13 protein-coding genes are annotated in these 14,162 nt (G+C 54.9%); 4 read left to right on the top strand and 9 right to left on the bottom strand.

Annotation, left to right across the window (positions count from 1 at the left end):
- Positions 1-114: 114 nt before the first annotated feature.
- Positions 115-2,157 (bottom strand): heavy metal-binding domain-containing protein, encoded by a 2,043-nt coding sequence (locus tag ABD971_RS24145; protein WP_425571361.1) that lies wholly within the window; start codon positions 2,155-2,157, stop codon positions 115-117.
- A 177-nt stretch (positions 2,158-2,334) separates the two neighbouring features.
- Positions 2,335-2,937, bottom strand: a complete 603-nt coding sequence (locus tag ABD971_RS24150) for a hypothetical protein (RefSeq protein ID WP_345326315.1) — start codon at positions 2,935-2,937, stop codon at positions 2,335-2,337.
- A 160-nt stretch (positions 2,938-3,097) separates the two neighbouring features.
- On the opposite strand from ABD971_RS24150, the gene ABD971_RS24155 reads away from it, so the two are divergent.
- Complete coding sequence (locus ABD971_RS24155; protein ID WP_345326317.1) at positions 3,098-4,693, top strand: TolC family protein; 1,596 nt, start codon at positions 3,098-3,100, stop codon at positions 4,691-4,693.
- Positions 4,694-4,837: 144 nt separating this feature from the next.
- Here the strand turns inward: ABD971_RS24155 and ABD971_RS24160 are convergent, their stop codons facing one another.
- Positions 4,838-5,392 carry an RNA polymerase sigma factor gene (locus tag ABD971_RS24160; protein WP_345326319.1) on the bottom strand — a complete coding sequence of 185 codons (555 nt, stop codon included), beginning with the start codon at positions 5,390-5,392 and terminating at the stop codon, positions 4,838-4,840.
- Between the two features lie 375 nt (positions 5,393-5,767).
- Here ABD971_RS24160 and ABD971_RS24165 point away from each other — a divergent pair, with 375 nt between their 5' ends.
- Both ABD971_RS24165 and ABD971_RS24170 read left to right on the top strand, forming a co-directional pair.
- Positions 5,768-6,121 carry a hypothetical protein gene (locus tag ABD971_RS24165; protein WP_345326321.1) on the top strand — a complete coding sequence of 118 codons (354 nt, stop codon included), beginning with the start codon at positions 5,768-5,770 and terminating at the stop codon, positions 6,119-6,121.
- Positions 6,122-6,451: 330 nt separating this feature from the next.
- A complete protein-coding gene (locus ABD971_RS24170; protein ID WP_339938940.1) occupies positions 6,452-7,054 on the top strand; it encodes a cation efflux transmembrane domain-containing protein in 603 nt (200 codons plus the stop codon).
- A 1-nt stretch (position 7,055) separates the two neighbouring features.
- Here ABD971_RS24170 and ABD971_RS24175 read toward each other — a convergent pair whose 3' ends face one another.
- Complete coding sequence (locus ABD971_RS24175) at positions 7,056-7,214, bottom strand: hypothetical protein (RefSeq protein WP_345326456.1); 159 nt, start codon at positions 7,212-7,214, stop codon at positions 7,056-7,058.
- A 32-nt stretch (positions 7,215-7,246) separates the two neighbouring features.
- On the opposite strand from ABD971_RS24175, the gene ABD971_RS24180 reads away from it, so the two are divergent.
- Complete coding sequence (locus tag ABD971_RS24180; RefSeq protein ID WP_425571362.1) at positions 7,247-7,582, top strand: hypothetical protein; 336 nt, start codon at positions 7,247-7,249, stop codon at positions 7,580-7,582.
- A 351-nt stretch (positions 7,583-7,933) separates the two neighbouring features.
- On the opposite strand, the gene ABD971_RS24185 is transcribed toward ABD971_RS24180, so the two are convergent.
- The 5 genes from ABD971_RS24185 to ABD971_RS24205 all read right to left on the bottom strand — a co-directional run bounded on the left by ABD971_RS24185 (position 7,934) and on the right by ABD971_RS24205 (position 14,063).
- Positions 7,934-8,626: a GNAT family N-acetyltransferase gene (locus ABD971_RS24185; protein WP_345326324.1), complete on the bottom strand. Its 693-nt coding sequence runs from the start codon at positions 8,624-8,626 to the stop codon at positions 7,934-7,936.
- Positions 8,627-8,748: 122 nt separating this feature from the next.
- Positions 8,749-9,120: a DUF3147 family protein gene (locus ABD971_RS24190; protein ID WP_345326326.1), complete on the bottom strand. Its 372-nt coding sequence runs from the start codon at positions 9,118-9,120 to the stop codon at positions 8,749-8,751.
- A 93-nt stretch (positions 9,121-9,213) separates the two neighbouring features.
- On the bottom strand, positions 9,214-10,113 hold the full coding sequence (locus tag ABD971_RS24195; protein ID WP_345326328.1) for a hypothetical protein: 900 nt from the start codon (positions 10,111-10,113) through the stop codon (positions 9,214-9,216).
- Positions 10,114-10,183: 70 nt separating this feature from the next.
- Positions 10,184-13,660: an efflux RND transporter permease subunit gene (locus tag ABD971_RS24200; RefSeq protein ID WP_345326330.1), complete on the bottom strand. Its 3,477-nt coding sequence runs from the start codon at positions 13,658-13,660 to the stop codon at positions 10,184-10,186.
- 52 nt (positions 13,661-13,712) lie between these two features.
- A complete protein-coding gene (locus tag ABD971_RS24205; protein WP_146595561.1) occupies positions 13,713-14,063 on the bottom strand; it encodes a four helix bundle protein in 351 nt (116 codons plus the stop codon).
- Positions 14,064-14,162: the final 99 nt, after the last annotated feature.

Below are 14,162 nucleotides of genomic sequence, written 5' to 3' on the forward strand. Positions count from 1 at the left end.
CTCTCCCACTCTCCCACTCTCCCACTCTCCCACTCTCCCACTCTCCCTGTCTCCCTGTCTCCCTGTCTCCCTGTCTCCCTCACTCCTCACTCCTCACTCCTCACTCCTCACTCCTCACTCCTCACTCGCTTCTGCGACGGCCAGATCACGGACGACCTCGCCGCAGTGCAACATCTCGCTACCCCAGTACGGGTTGACTAACTCGCCGCCCGGCTGCATCCAATCACCTCCGTCGCCCGGCACCATCGGACAGTAGTAATGCGTCAGCGTGGTGGCGGTTTGCGGGCCACGTGCGACCGCTGCGGCACGCAGCATCGCGTGACTGACGCCTCGGAACGCTTCCCGCGCGGTCTCGATCGATCCATCCATGCGTCCGGCACTGCGTCGTGCCGCCGCCAACTCTTTCTGCACGCGGTCGGGAACAGCGCCCGACAATTCCAATTGCGACAGGTTCTCCAATAATGCGTTCAGCGCCACGGGCGATGGCGTCATGTCGGCGGCCAAGGCGCGCTGGATCTCGAAGTAGGCTTGATAGGCTTGGTCAAACCGCTTCCCGCTTTCGTTGGCCAACATCACCGGTTCCGCTTGCGGCAACGGCATCGGGCCTGGAGCAAAACGTGGCGCCCGACTGGGGTCCATCAGCGATGGGTTGCCGGCGAGCTGCATCTGCGAATCGATCAAGAAATTCCCGCCTGTCGCTACGGTTTCGCCCGCCGCTAACCCTTCGACGATCACCGCCTCGTCCCGATTCATCGCACCGAGGGTGACTCGCCTAATTTCAAAACGGCCTGGTTCCGTTTCCACGTACAGCACACTGTTGCTGCCGGCCAACAACACGGCATCGCGAGGCACCGTCACCACCTTTTGTTGCGGCAGTGGTGTCGGCGAGAACCCCAGTGTCGAAGTGGACACCAAATCCATCCCACACAGCGGACACTCGCCTGATTCGTCCCGGATCACTTGCGGATGCATCGGGCTGATGTATTTTCCTGCCAATGCGGGATCGTAAACGAGGTCGGTGGCGACCGTGGGAACCGTGATTCGCGCCGTCGCGTAATCACCCGGTCGCAGTTTGCCGTCAAAGTTCAGGACCTCGACCCGCACACGGACGGTCCGAGTACGGGGGTTGACGATGGGATCGATAAAGGCCACTCGCCCCGTAAACACTTCGCCCGGTCGCGATTGAATTTCGGCTTCGACTTGTTGTCCAAACCGAACCACCGACGCATCATCAGGAAACAGATCCAACATCAACCACACCGAGGATAAATCCGCGATGCGATAAATTTTTTGTCCCGTTTTGACGTAGTCACCTTCGACCGCCGATTTTTCGATCACGGTGCCGGATTGAGGCGACTTGATACGGATCCGCGATTGCGGTTTTCGGCTCTTACGAAGCTGTTCGATTTGGGTCTCGGTCATTCCGAGTTCCGTAAGATTCTCTCGCGCCATTTCGTTCAGATTCGTATCACTGGCACTGAATCGTCCTACCGAACCGCTATCCAGACTGGTGATGAATTCGGTCTGTGCCGAATAGAGCTGAGGACTGTAGATCAACGCCAAGTCGTCCCCTTTGTTGACTCGGACACCCGCGTAATTGGCGTACAATTTTTCGAGTCGACCATCGACGTAAGCCGAGATGGTCGCCAGTTTGCTTTCGTCGAAATCAATCGAGCCGATCGTCCGAATCACACGGTTGACCTGCCCCATTTTGGAGGTCGCGGTTTGAATCCCTACCAAACGACGAGCCGCGGCTTCGATCGTGACCGATTTTCCATCTCCGCCGCCACCACCTACCGCCTCGACCAATTCCATCGCGCAAACGGGACAGCGGCCTGGTTCGGTTGATGGTGGAGTGCACATCATCGGACAGATGTAACGTTTGTCTGCGTCCCCCTTCGCGGACTGCGAAGCATCATTGTTCTTTGTCCCGAAAAAACCATCCGGCGTGATCCATCCAGTCCGCTGGGCAAACCCGATCATCACTAGCAGTAGCGCAGCGACCGCCAGCACGGCAGCTGCCTGGACACCGATCCGAACCAACCATGCTCGTCCACTGCGCATCGCGGAAGACGACGGTGTGCTTGGTGGTGGTGAGTCCGATGGAGCGATGGGCTCTGTCTCGTTTGAATCGTCAGACTTTGAATGGGCAGACATATTGAGTTCTCGGATAGGCTTTGCAGCAAGCGTGCGTTTGCGAAGACGCAGAAAGGGCATCGATCGCGCTACGATCCATGCACAAAAACCATTTCCAATCGTGAGATTCGGGATCTCAAGTGCGCAGGAAATGACTCAACAGAGAGTTGCCGTGAAGACGCAACTCAAGCGCAGACGTTAGAGACGCCAGATACAGAGAACACGCTGAGAAAAGTGCAACGACAACGAAGTCGCGGCATCCCACTCATCGACTGGCCAAACCGCGTTGCGATCCGCCTCGGCGTCTACCGCACGAACAAGGTAACTGAGAACCTCGAAATTTCGCAGCTCATTGATCGGAGGACGCGGACTCGAATCACTAAGCGGTGGCGAGGTCACACCACACAGACACGCGGAAAGGCTGCGAGTGTCTGTCTTCTCACTTCCTGCGATCACTTGTTCAGGAAGCCAAACTTGGTCCGCTGATTTAGCCGGATGCAGCGTCGCGTTGGACGAGGATGTCACCGCCGTAGCATCGTCGTGACAGCAGCTTGATGTTTCCTGGTCCGCTGGGGCAGGTTCTGATGCCGCAGCTTCAGCCGCAGTCGCATTACGGGCACAGCAGCAACCACACTGCGTCGCTGCCGAATCGACCTCGCAGCATCCACACCCGTGGCACATCAGCGGAGAAGTGGATTTCGCAGGACAAGATGCTTCGGCCATACATAACGCCATCGGCTGGATCATCGTTGCGACGATCAGCGAAAGAATGACGGCGATATGACTTAGGCGGAAGATCACTACTGAAACGCTCCGAAGAATATACCCATGACCGGTATACGCACTGTATCGGTCATTTGCCCGATCGGTTCAAGGGGAATTTACGGATTGGGCAAGGTTTACAGTGGCATTATAGCTACACCAAGTCAAAAAGTGACGTCTTTCAACGCGGGAAAATGGCATGCAAACGCATCGACGCATCCGAAAAAAACGGCTGATACTGCTAGCCATCCTGGCGACTTCCGCCGGGGGGTGCACTGCAACTCGCGCCCCAACCCCTCCCATTGTGACCGCGCCGCTTCTATCGACGTCCAACCCCACGGATGAGATTACGCCAGCAAAAAGCGGTCGAATCGCTGCCGCAGCAGACGAACCTGTAGCCCCCATCCGCCCTGTCCGCTACGACGATGCCGCAGTCTTTGCCGCGATGAATTTGACTCTGGTTGACGAAGCCGAGAACAACGTCGATGCAGGCGACCGGGATGCACGCCAAGCAAACCAATCGCCGCAGCTGAATCCGGCCACCCACCAGCCGCAGTCGAGTGAACTATCGTCCACCCAAAATGAAACCGCGTCCTCGAGCGGCCGGCCCGTCGAATACTTTGTTGGCATCGCATTGGCAGGACATCCAAGAATCCAAGCCGCCCGACACCGCGTTGCCGCGGCGACCAACGTGATCCCGCAGGCCAAGGCGTTGCCGGACCCGATGTTTAACAACACCTTTTGGCCGCTGCATGACCAAGCCCTGCAAACTGCGGGTGGACGTATCGCTCACCAAATGTCGCTTTCCCAAGGCGTTCCGTGGCCCGAGAAACGGCGTGCCAAGGCAGCGATTGCCAGTCGCGAGGTGCAAATCGCTCAAGCCGAAGTGGACCGCATCGAACGCGAGGTAACCGAATCGGTACGCACCGCCTACTACGAACTCTGGTACGCAACGCGAGCGATCCAAATCGTCGATGAGACAACCGATTTGGTGGACGATCTAACCAAGGTGGCCGAGGCGCGTTATCGCAGTGGTGGGGCTCAGCAGGACGTGCTGCGAGCTCAATTGGAATCGGACCGACTCGAAGATCAACGCATTCAGCTGACCAAACAGAAGCAGATGGCGCAAGCGGATCTTGCGGCACTGCTGCAACAACCGGTTTCGATGGTGCCCGAAGCAGCCGACGATTTAGGAATATCCGATGCCCCTGGGCAATTGGATCAATTGATCGCATCGGCGGAAGCGTGCAGTCCTGAACTGCAAGGTTTGGCATGGGAGATCCAACGCGACCGAGAACGCCACCGATTGGCGTGTTTGCAAAAGTACCCGGACCTACAGGTCGGCGTGAACCTGTCGATCGTCAGCGACGATGACGACGTGCTCAGTGGGGTCGCCAACGGTCACGACAACCTCAGCTTCACCGTCGGCACGACGCTGCCGATTTGGCGAGACAAGATCAATGCGGGAATTCGCGAAGCGGCGCATCGCACCAACAGCACCACCAACCGCATGGAAGCCGAGCGAGACTCGCTGTACGGCCGTCTGCGGCGTTTACTCGCTCAAGCCGACTCGCTGATCGAACAGCGACAATTGTACGAAGAGCGAATCATCCCCCGCACCGAAAAAACGTTGCAACTATCGGTGGCCGATTACCGGGGCAAACGCACTGACTTCTACAGTCTGATCGAGACCTACCGTGAACTGTTGATGTTCGAGACCCAGCTCGCGCGATTCGACGCCAGCCTGGCGACGACGATTGCACAAATCAACCGCACCGTCGGTTGCCCGAATTGAGACATGGAGAGGGGGAGACACGGAGACACGGAGACACGGAGACACGGAGACACGGAGAAGCTGAAAAAAAAGTTAAGCTACCGAGTCAACTCCCCCTCTCCCTGTCTCTCTGTCTCCCACTCTCTCTTCCCGCTCTCTTCTTCTTCATTTCCAACTTGCTTCGATTACCCGCCGCAATTCGCGTCGTGCTCGATTGAGCCGCGATCCTACGGTTCCCTCGGGGATGCCGAGGGTCACTGCGATTTCGTGGTAGGACAATCCGCTTTCTTCCTTTAGCGTGAAAATGGCTCGCAGTTCTGGATCGATCGCCTCGAGTGCTTGCCGGACGACCGCCACGCGTTCGTTTTGTTCGACAGAATCCGTGGGCTGCGTCGCAGGTTCGACAACCAAATCCTTCGTCCGCCGATGCTTCTCTCGGCGCAAATGCTGCAGCGCCTCGTTGGTCGCCAATCGATACAACCACGTCTCGAACTTGGCTTCGCCACTAAATTGGCTGATTTTTCCAAATGCTTGAACAAAGGTTTGCTGCGTTAAATCGTCGGCGTCTTGCTGTCCCACCATTCGCACCATCAAACGATACACACGAGGGGACGTTTGTTCGTAGATATCGCGACGCGCAGACCGATCCCCCGACGCAGCGGCACGGACCGTTGCGTCGTCGATCGATTGGTTCGGACTGGGGTCGACTGGGTTCTCCATCCGCCAGATTGTAGCGATACCCGCCGGGGGTACCAGACACTCTCGACAGCTTCCGACATTGAAGCGATTAACTGCCTTGCGAGGACCTGCAGCACACCCCCAAACCTACAACCATGAATGCGTGGCTTATCGTGGCACGCGAGTTGCCCGTCTCTTACTGGTTCGTACTGCGTCGGGCGGTACTCCGTTTCATTAATGCACATTAGGTGATCCACTATGAAAAGCTATCGTAACAAACCACGAACCCCCATTGCACTTGGCGCCGCCGGAGTAGCACTTGCTTCGCTTGTCGCTTTCTCAGTTCAGTCGATGACATTTGCACAAACAACGGGCGAGAGCAACAAAGAGATGTCGTCCAAGTCAATGTGTCCAATGATGACCGGACTGAAAGGGATCAAGCTGACGGCTGACAGCCCACCACTGTTGATGGCGCGAGCAGACGAACTCAAGTTGACAGAGCAGCAGAAGCAGGAACTGAAATCGATCGCTGAAGAGGCTCAGAGAAAGGCGACGAAGGTCCTTACGTCCGAACAGCAGTCAAGTCTTGGTGATGCTCCACACAAACCGATGTCAATGATGGAAATCGCGATGATGCGGTCCTCAAACATGCACGACGAAAAGTCTGGAGAGATGTGTCCCATGTGCAAAAAGAAAATGGATGAAATGATGAAAGGAAAAATGATGAAACACAAAAAGCACGAAGACAACCATACCTCTCGTTCCGAGTAAGCCTATTAGCGGATTTTGCAATGCCGAGATTATGTTCGCCGGCAACGACTTGGCAACTAAAATAGGTGGGTTTTATAGCGGAGCGGCGTGAGCCGCCCGGTCGAAATCGAACGTTTTATCATGCTGCAACCGGACGGCTCGCGCCGTGCTGCTACCCAAAGTAGAGGGCATTGGGCATTCGCCGTGGCACGAAAGTCTTGACGACTTCCGCTACGCTAAATTAGGGCAAGGCGATAAGAATGAATGCTTCGCAGCATTGGACGAAACGGCTGACAAACCGCATCCATGCACACCTACTGAGCATCTCTACCACGGATTGAATATGTAACGATGAGCGACTGTGGATGCGAACTGGAGGCCGACGGCGAGTCGCAGCGAAAGACGCTGCGGATTGTCCTGGCGATCAATGCGGCGATGTTTGTCGCCGAGATCGTCGCTGGGTTGCTGGCCAGTTCGACGGGACTGATCGCCGATTCGCTCGACATGTTGGCTGACGCCAGCGTTTACGCGATTAGTCTGTACGCGGTCGGTCGATCGTCATCGATCCGGCACAACGCCGCGACCGCCAGCGGCGTGTTGCAAGTCGTCCTCGGTATCAGCGTGTTGATCGAAGTGGTCCGCCGATTTGTCGGCGGTGGCGAACCGATTGGTGCCGCGATGATGGGGATGGGGTTGGTTGCGTTGATCGCCAACGCAATTTGTCTAAAACTCATCTCGCGGCATAAACATGGCGACATCAACTTCCGAGCGTCCTACATTTTTTCGGCCAATGACGTCATCGCTAACGTTGGTGTCATCGTCTCTGGCTTGCTCGTTCTGCTACTCGGTTCGCAAATCCCCGATCTCCTCATCGGCATCGTCATCGCCGCGGTCGTCACCCGCGGCGGGTGGCAGATACTAACAGAATCGAGGGCAGAGTCGAAATCAATGTGAGTTAGTGGTCGTGAGCTTCTTCTTTGAAATCGCCCGAGTACGGGGTGCCATCGATCACGCCGGTCATCGTCCCTTCGTACTCTTGGACCACCCCAAGTTTTTCATGCGTGCCGATCGTCAGCGAAGCGGAAGCACGAGTCTCATCGACGCAGAAATTCATCGAAACTATTCGAGCGTTAATTTGTTCCGTCGGTGATCTCGGGCGTCGTGCTGTTGCTGTTTGCACCGCTGCTCATTAATGAACCCATTGGCGATTCCTTTGATCGAGCAATGGCGGTTCTGGTTGCAGCAAGACCGGGTGCGCTCGCGATTGCCACGCCCTGTGCCGTTCTAAGCGGCGTGGCATGTGCCGCTCGCGGTGGCGTTCTCGTGAAAGGCGGTGGACCACTTGAAAGCCTTGGTCAACTCAATGCGATTGCGTTCGATAAAACAGGAACACTGACCGAGGACGAACCTCACATGACTGCCAGTCGTCCGGCTGATGGCGTCGACGAATCGGATCGGTCGAATGTCTGTGACGCGTTGTAAAGGATTGATGAATCCGTTCCACACCGGAATGACATTTCAATCGCTAAAAAGACTTGGGCAAATGCAAACCACAAGAATGAGGCGGTGGTCGCAAACAACAAATCGGCGGCGATCCATGTTACAGCAGCGATCTGCAAATTAGTACGTCGTCCAAAGCGATCCGCCCCCCCTCTGACGACACCTCCTGCGCAACGACGCTCCAGTAGCAAACACGTCCAGAATCAACACTTCATACACGGTCAAGACAGTTTGAAAGTGAAGAATGAAAACTGGCAACCAAAAATGTAACGACTCGCATGCCTAAACATACGAATACAATTTCAGTTTTTTTCCATGTGTCGACTTCAGACGTCACAAAGATGTCATTCCAGAGATGGTTCTCTTCCGATCAACACAATCGCCCACATATCGACCGATTTTGATTCCAAATTCTTCGGGGATCGTTGAATAGAAAACTTTGCACAATGGCCCGACTTGGAAGATCCAGGTTTGCCCAATTTTGTTAAAGCCCATCCGCTTGACCGCTCGCCGCGCACGATGGTTAGATGCCTCGGTCGTCAGCACCATGGTACGAATACCCTGCGTCTCCAGCTCACTCGCGATCTGGCTTACGATCGCCGCGTATAAGCGTCTACCGCGATAGTCGGGAAGCACCAGAACATGAAAAATGAAGGCGGTGTCGTCGCCAAGTTGAATTGGCAGCCCGGTATCAGGTTTACCATCGTGGTTCATATCGGCTGAGACGTCACCGAAAGCGACCCAGGCGTAGCCGACAAGTGAGTTGTTATGCAACGCGGCATAACATGACGCCTTGCCGGACTCCAACAGCGCGAAATCGCTTTCTGAGAGAGTGCGATCCGTAGTTTGCATCAGTCCCCGAAGCCGACTGCTCGAGCACTGTTCGATTGAGCATTCCTCCTCGGTCACAACATTTTTCATGTCATGGACAGGACGTTGATAGATGTAATTGACATTCGCAATTGCGATGCGGCGGAACACTCGATAAGGCAGCCAGAACAGGGCTCGATATTGGAGCTTCTTCATAATGATTCGATTTAACAACATCGGTAACTAGGAAGAGGGGGGCGGAGGATTTATCCTAGGGTCCTTTCATAGGAGACATCCACAAACAGAATCGCCAACCGACAAAACGTGGGTTACCGAATCTATTGATGACTTTCGATGGAAGATGGGTCATTGATGGGGGGTGATGAAATCCAAAACCACGTGCCAATCGTTATCGACGCCAACAGGACGCCGATCACGAACGATGGCCAGAACGACAAACCTGTCCGATTGGAAATCGCGAATGGCACGAAGAACGGCAGTCCGAGTGGAACGAGTACAAGCGTCGCACGAGCTAAAGCCGCTATCGAGCTCATGTCGTGTTCTTTATTCCATGTCATCACGAACGCCAGGATGCTGATGATCGGCAATGTCAATAACAGCGCGCCCACTCTCGGCATCCGTCCAGCAATCTCGGCAACCGCGACGATCACTGCTGCCGAGATCAAAGCCTTGACTATCATCCAAACCATGACGTTCACACCTTTCGCTTCAAAACTTTGGCAGTACCGATGCCCCTGTCGTCTCGGAGCAAAGTTCTCTCGCTTGGGTTCGATCCATCCCGACTATTCAACCGTCACAGGAACGTCAAACGTCACCGGATCCGCACCAGCCGGGACAATACGGAAACGAAGGATGACTTTGGAAACGCCGTTAGGAATCGCCAGGGCTCCTTGGGCGTAGTGGGCCGGTTCGTCGTCCGTGGTTGGCTCATATACGGTCGCGACTTCCTTCGCCAGAACCGTTTGGCCGTCGGCACTGACCAACGCATTGAAAACTTTGGCATCGTCGACAGGCTTTCCGTCGCGGACGATGGAAACCGCCGGTTCGACTTCTTCGCCCGCGTGTAGTTGCTTCCCGTGGTGTCCGAGTTGAATCTTCAACCCTGCATGTTCTCGTGTTTCACCTTCCCAAACCAACGCGTCATCGGGTCCGTGCGAATGCCCGTGGGCGCCATGAGCTTCTTCGGTAAAGTCACCGGAATACGGCGTGCCGTCGATGACTCCAACAATCGTTCCTGCGTATTCCTGAACGACGCCTAAACTCTTGTGGTTGCCGACAAAACGTGATGCTTTGCCTGCCGGATCGCTGTCCAGAGGTGCAGCTTTCAAACTCACCTGCATCACGGGATCATTGATACTCAAGTCGATGGACTCGGCGTCGATCGGAACGGGCGACTTCTCGTCTGAGCCAAGGATGTAGACCGTGCTCTGTTGCTTGTCGTGATCGACGGTAAATTCGACGTGGTACTTACCGCCGCCCCAGTCGACGACGGTACCGTCGTGCGGACCAGCAGCATGCCCTCCGTGCGCGGCGTGTACGGTCCCATCGGCATGAACATGACCGCCCTCTTCACTCGATGGAGCGGCTGTGGGTGTGACGGGTGTGGCAGTTTCCTTTTTGCAGCCTGTGAATCCGATGAGTCCACAAAAGACGAGTAAACATGTTGTGATTGAGAGTTTCATTGAAAGGTTCCTTTGAGTTTTTGGCAAACAATTTCTAACGCTGGTGATTGCAGCAATGCGGCTTATTTGATTAGTTCATTCCAAATTCGTCATCCTCCGTTTTGAGCCTTGCAAGTCGAGCGGCGTCCTTGCCAGAGAATTTCCAGAAGAGTCCAGGGTGAATGAGGAATTCACAGAATGTCGATGTCGTCAGTCCGCCGAGGATGACGGTGGCAACGGGATAGAGAATTTCACGGCCCGGTTCTTGTCCGCCCAGCACAAGCGGAATCAGACCGATACCCGCCGTCAGTGCGGTCATCAATACAGGTGCAAGCCTTTCCAGACTGCCTCGCATTACCATCTCTTCAGTGAAGTCTTCACCTTCCTCCTTCATCAAGTGGAAGTAGTGAGTCACCAACAAAATGCCGTTGCGGACCGCGATGCCTCCGAGCGAGATGAAACCGACGAGACTCGCAACCGTCAGACTTTGTTGCGTGATGACGAGCGCCATCACGCCACCGATGAACGCGGTTGGGAGCGCGTTTAGGATTTGCAGAACGATGCGGATCGATGGAAACAAGACCAACAATACGATGAACATGCCTACCACCGAAACCCCGGCTAGCACAATGATCAGCTGCGTCGCACGTTGTTGGCTTTCAAATTGGCCGCCGTATTCAATGAAATAGCCCACCGGCATTTCGACTTGGTTTCCAATACGACTCTTGATGTCATTGACCGCACCGGCCAAGTCGCGGCCCTCGGTATTACAGCGAATGACAATTCGACGTCGTGCGTTCTCGCGATTGATCGAATTTGGCCCGGTGCCGACACCCACATCCGCAACCTCGCGAAGTTCAATCTGTCCCCGATCGGGTTGCCCTTCGCGATCAGGTAAGTCGATGCGAAGTCGATCAAGATTCGCGTAATCGGTGCGATACTCCTCCTCCAGCCGTACAAGTAAATCGAACCGTCGTTGCCCTTCGAGGACTTGCGAAACGACTTCACCCTGTAGCGCCGTCTGCAAAACGTCCGCGACATATTCGCGAGTCAGTCCATGCAACGCCAAGTCGTCGGCGCGAAGAGCGATATGCAGTTCGGGTGTCTCTTGAATCGGCTCAACGACCGGCGGCGTGATCCCTGGCACGTCTTGGATTGTCGCTTTGACCTGTTCGGCCACTCGCTGCAGGGTATCCAAATCATCCCCGTGAATCTTGATCGCGATCTGAGCATAAACGCCCGAGATCATGTGACTGATCAAGTGCGCCAACGGTTGCTCGACCTCGATGTCCACGCCGGGTGCTTCGTCGCTGATTTTCTCGCGGAGTCTCGCGAGGATTTCTTCTCGCTCGGTCGGCGACTCTGGGTTCATACTGAGGATGTATTCGCCGAAATTAACGGGCGATGCATGTTCGTCCATTTCAGCTCGTCCAGTTCGGCGAACGAAGTGCAAAATCTCGCCATCCGGATTGTCGGTCGTCTTTTGCATCGACTGGAATACAGAATCAATTGCCCCTGAAACTTTGTTCGAAGCATCTAGCGACGATCCAGGCGGCAGAGTGACGTTGACTTGAATACTGCCTTCATCAAAGGGCGGCAAAAAGTTTCGCCCCAACATCGACATCTGCCACGCGGCCAAGGCTACGGCGATCCATGTCAGAAGGAACAGCGTTCGCGGCATCGCCATGCTGAGACGAATCAGATGAGTCGCGATCGCTTTCAAGCTGTGCAACAAAAACCCATCGCCTTCGTGGTGGGTGGCACGTGAGTTCGGCAGCAGATAGTAAGAAAGCACAGGCGTGACGGTCATCGACACGACGAACGACGACAAAATTGACACGATGTAGGCGAAACCCAGCGGCGTGAACAAGCGACCTTCGACGCCTGACAGTGCGAACAACGGCATGAAGGAGAGGATCACGACCGCCGTTCCAAACACGATCGAACTGCGAATCTCTTTGCTCGCTTCGAAGGTAATGACGATGGATGATTTCCGTTTTTCGATCGGTAACAGGTTGTTTTGCTTGAGTCGACGAAAAATGTTTTCAACATCGACAATCGCGTCGTCGACGAGTTCTCCCATCGCAACGGCGATTCCGCCGAGCGTCATCACGTTGATGGAAAGCTCCGTTCCACTCAACCAACCCATAATGCGGAAAGTAAGCGTTGTCAGGACGAGCGAAAGAGGGATCGCAGTGAGCGTAATAAACGTTGTGCGAAAGTTCAGCAGGAACAGAAACAGCACGATGATGACCAGCACCGCACCGATCACGAGTGCCTCGGCAACATTGAAGATGCCTCGGTCGATAAAATTTCTGAGCCGAAACAGTTCCGAGTTAACGATGATGTCTGCGGGCAATGATGCCTCGACCTCGACAAATGCCTCCGCGACCGCATCGCTCAGATCACGTGTATCAACGTGAGGTTGCTTGACGGTCGTAAACACGATTCCCGGGCGACCGTTGACGCTTCCGTCACCACGCTTGAACTGCGCTCCCTCGGTGACGCGTGCGACTTGTTCGAGCAAGACGGAGCGTTTGGGATGGTTGCCGACGGGGACTTTCTTCAAGTCTTCGATAACGACCCGTGATTCTGGACCCAACCGTCCCAAAATCCGAATCGGTCGCTCGGTCTCGCCCGTGACGGCGAAGCCACCGCTGGTGTTGATATTGCTGGCTCGCAGTGCCTGTTCAACCTCTTGAACCGTGACGTCGTATTCGAGCAGCGCGGTCGGATCAATCAGGATTTGGTACTGTTTCCGGTCGCCGCCGAGCATGAACACTTCCGCCACGCCGGTAACTTTCAGCAGTCGCGGCCGAATGATCCAGTCCGCGACGGTGCGTAGTTCCAACTGCTGCTTGGCTTCGCTGTAGAAGTTTGCTTCAAACGTTTTGCCGTTGATTTCGATGGTGGCGAATCCCACGGAGACCGATGACATAGCAGGTCCGAGACCAGGTTCATCACGCCACTGAATTGTTGTTGGTTCAATCTTCTTCCAGGTCGAAAGATCGTGGCGGTCGCCGGGTTCCCAAATTTGGATCTGCGGTTTTCCATCAACTCGTCCAAGCACTTCGGCCATCATTTCGGTATTGCCGAGTTGAGCAAGTCGTCCGCCATCAGGTCCATCTTGACGATAGATACCGGCGACTACGATTTGCCCCATGATCGACGAGGGCGGCGTCATTTGAGGCCGGATGCCTGCGGGCAAAATGCCTTCGAGTGTGGCCAATCGCTCTTGAACCGTTTGCCGGGCCGCGCGAATTTCGGTCGACCAATCGAACTCGATATAGATGACGTTCAGCCCCGCGGTTGACTGGCTGCGGACCGCCTGCACTCCGTTGGCCCCCAACAACGCGATTTCAATAGGCTGGGTGACCAGCGTTTCGACTTCTTCGGTCGCCAAGCCGGGCGCTTCGGTGATGATGACCACGCGAGGTCGGTCGAGGTCAGGAAAGACGTCGATCGACATTTGCGTGGCGAGGTACGAACCATCCACCAATACTGCCAAACTGATCACAATGACCAGCATTCGGTAGCGGAGCGAAAATTTGATAATTGAATCTAACATTGAAGATCGTCGATTGAAGATTGAAGATTGCTGAACATTGAATCGCCGACCCTCATTCACCTTTGGCTGTTTTTCGGGATGCGACCATGATTGCCGTGATTTGATTCGCTTCGTCGAGTAGTGCTTCGACTTTCTCCTTTGGTAAAAGGTCGCCTTCAATAATGAGTTCGAGCCAGTAGCAACATTCGTCTGCTTCCTCGATGACGATGCTAAGCTTTGAGACGAACTCAGCTCTCGAACGCCCGCGACACGCGGCTCGATAGTTCGCCCCAACGGATGTCGCACTCCGGATCAATTGATTGCCGATGGGACGCCCGACTGCATCTTTCGGCAAAGCACCGACGAGCTTCATCACCCTCAGTGCAAGCTGCTTTGTCCTCTTCTTCAATTCCGAATCATTCATGTCTGGTTCCTTTCAATCTTCAATCTTCAATCTTCAATCTTCAATCTTCAATCTTCAATCTTCAATCTTCAATCTTCAATCTTCAATCTTCAATCTTCA

The organism is Novipirellula rosea (assembly GCF_039541335.1).
In the GTDB taxonomy this organism is placed as follows: domain Bacteria; phylum Planctomycetota; class Planctomycetia; order Pirellulales; family Pirellulaceae; genus Novipirellula; species Novipirellula rosea.

Coding starts and splice junctions, on each gene's coding strand:
- ABD971_RS24145 (WP_425571361.1), bottom strand. CDS start 2,157: ATGTCTGCCCATTCAAAGTCTGACGATTCAAACGAGACAGAGCCCATC.
- ABD971_RS24155 (WP_345326317.1), top strand. CDS start 3,098: ATGCAAACGCATCGACGCATCCGAAAAAAACGGCTGATACTGCTAGCC.
- ABD971_RS24160 (WP_345326319.1), bottom strand. CDS start 5,392: ATGGAGAACCCAGTCGACCCCAGTCCGAACCAATCGATCGACGACGCA.
- ABD971_RS24165 (WP_345326321.1), top strand. CDS start 5,768: ATGACCGGACTGAAAGGGATCAAGCTGACGGCTGACAGCCCACCACTG.
- ABD971_RS24170 (WP_339938940.1), top strand. CDS start 6,452: ATGAGCGACTGTGGATGCGAACTGGAGGCCGACGGCGAGTCGCAGCGA.
- ABD971_RS24175 (WP_345326456.1), bottom strand. CDS start 7,214: ATGAATTTCTGCGTCGATGAGACTCGTGCTTCCGCTTCGCTGACGATC.
- ABD971_RS24185 (WP_345326324.1), bottom strand. CDS start 8,626: ATGAAGAAGCTCCAATATCGAGCCCTGTTCTGGCTGCCTTATCGAGTG.
- ABD971_RS24190 (WP_345326326.1), bottom strand. CDS start 9,120: ATGGTTTGGATGATAGTCAAGGCTTTGATCTCGGCAGCAGTGATCGTC.
- ABD971_RS24195 (WP_345326328.1), bottom strand. CDS start 10,113: ATGAAACTCTCAATCACAACATGTTTACTCGTCTTTTGTGGACTCATC.
- ABD971_RS24200 (WP_345326330.1), bottom strand. CDS start 13,660: ATGTTAGATTCAATTATCAAATTTTCGCTCCGCTACCGAATGCTGGTC.
- ABD971_RS24205 (WP_146595561.1), bottom strand. CDS start 14,063: ATGAATGATTCGGAATTGAAGAAGAGGACAAAGCAGCTTGCACTGAGG.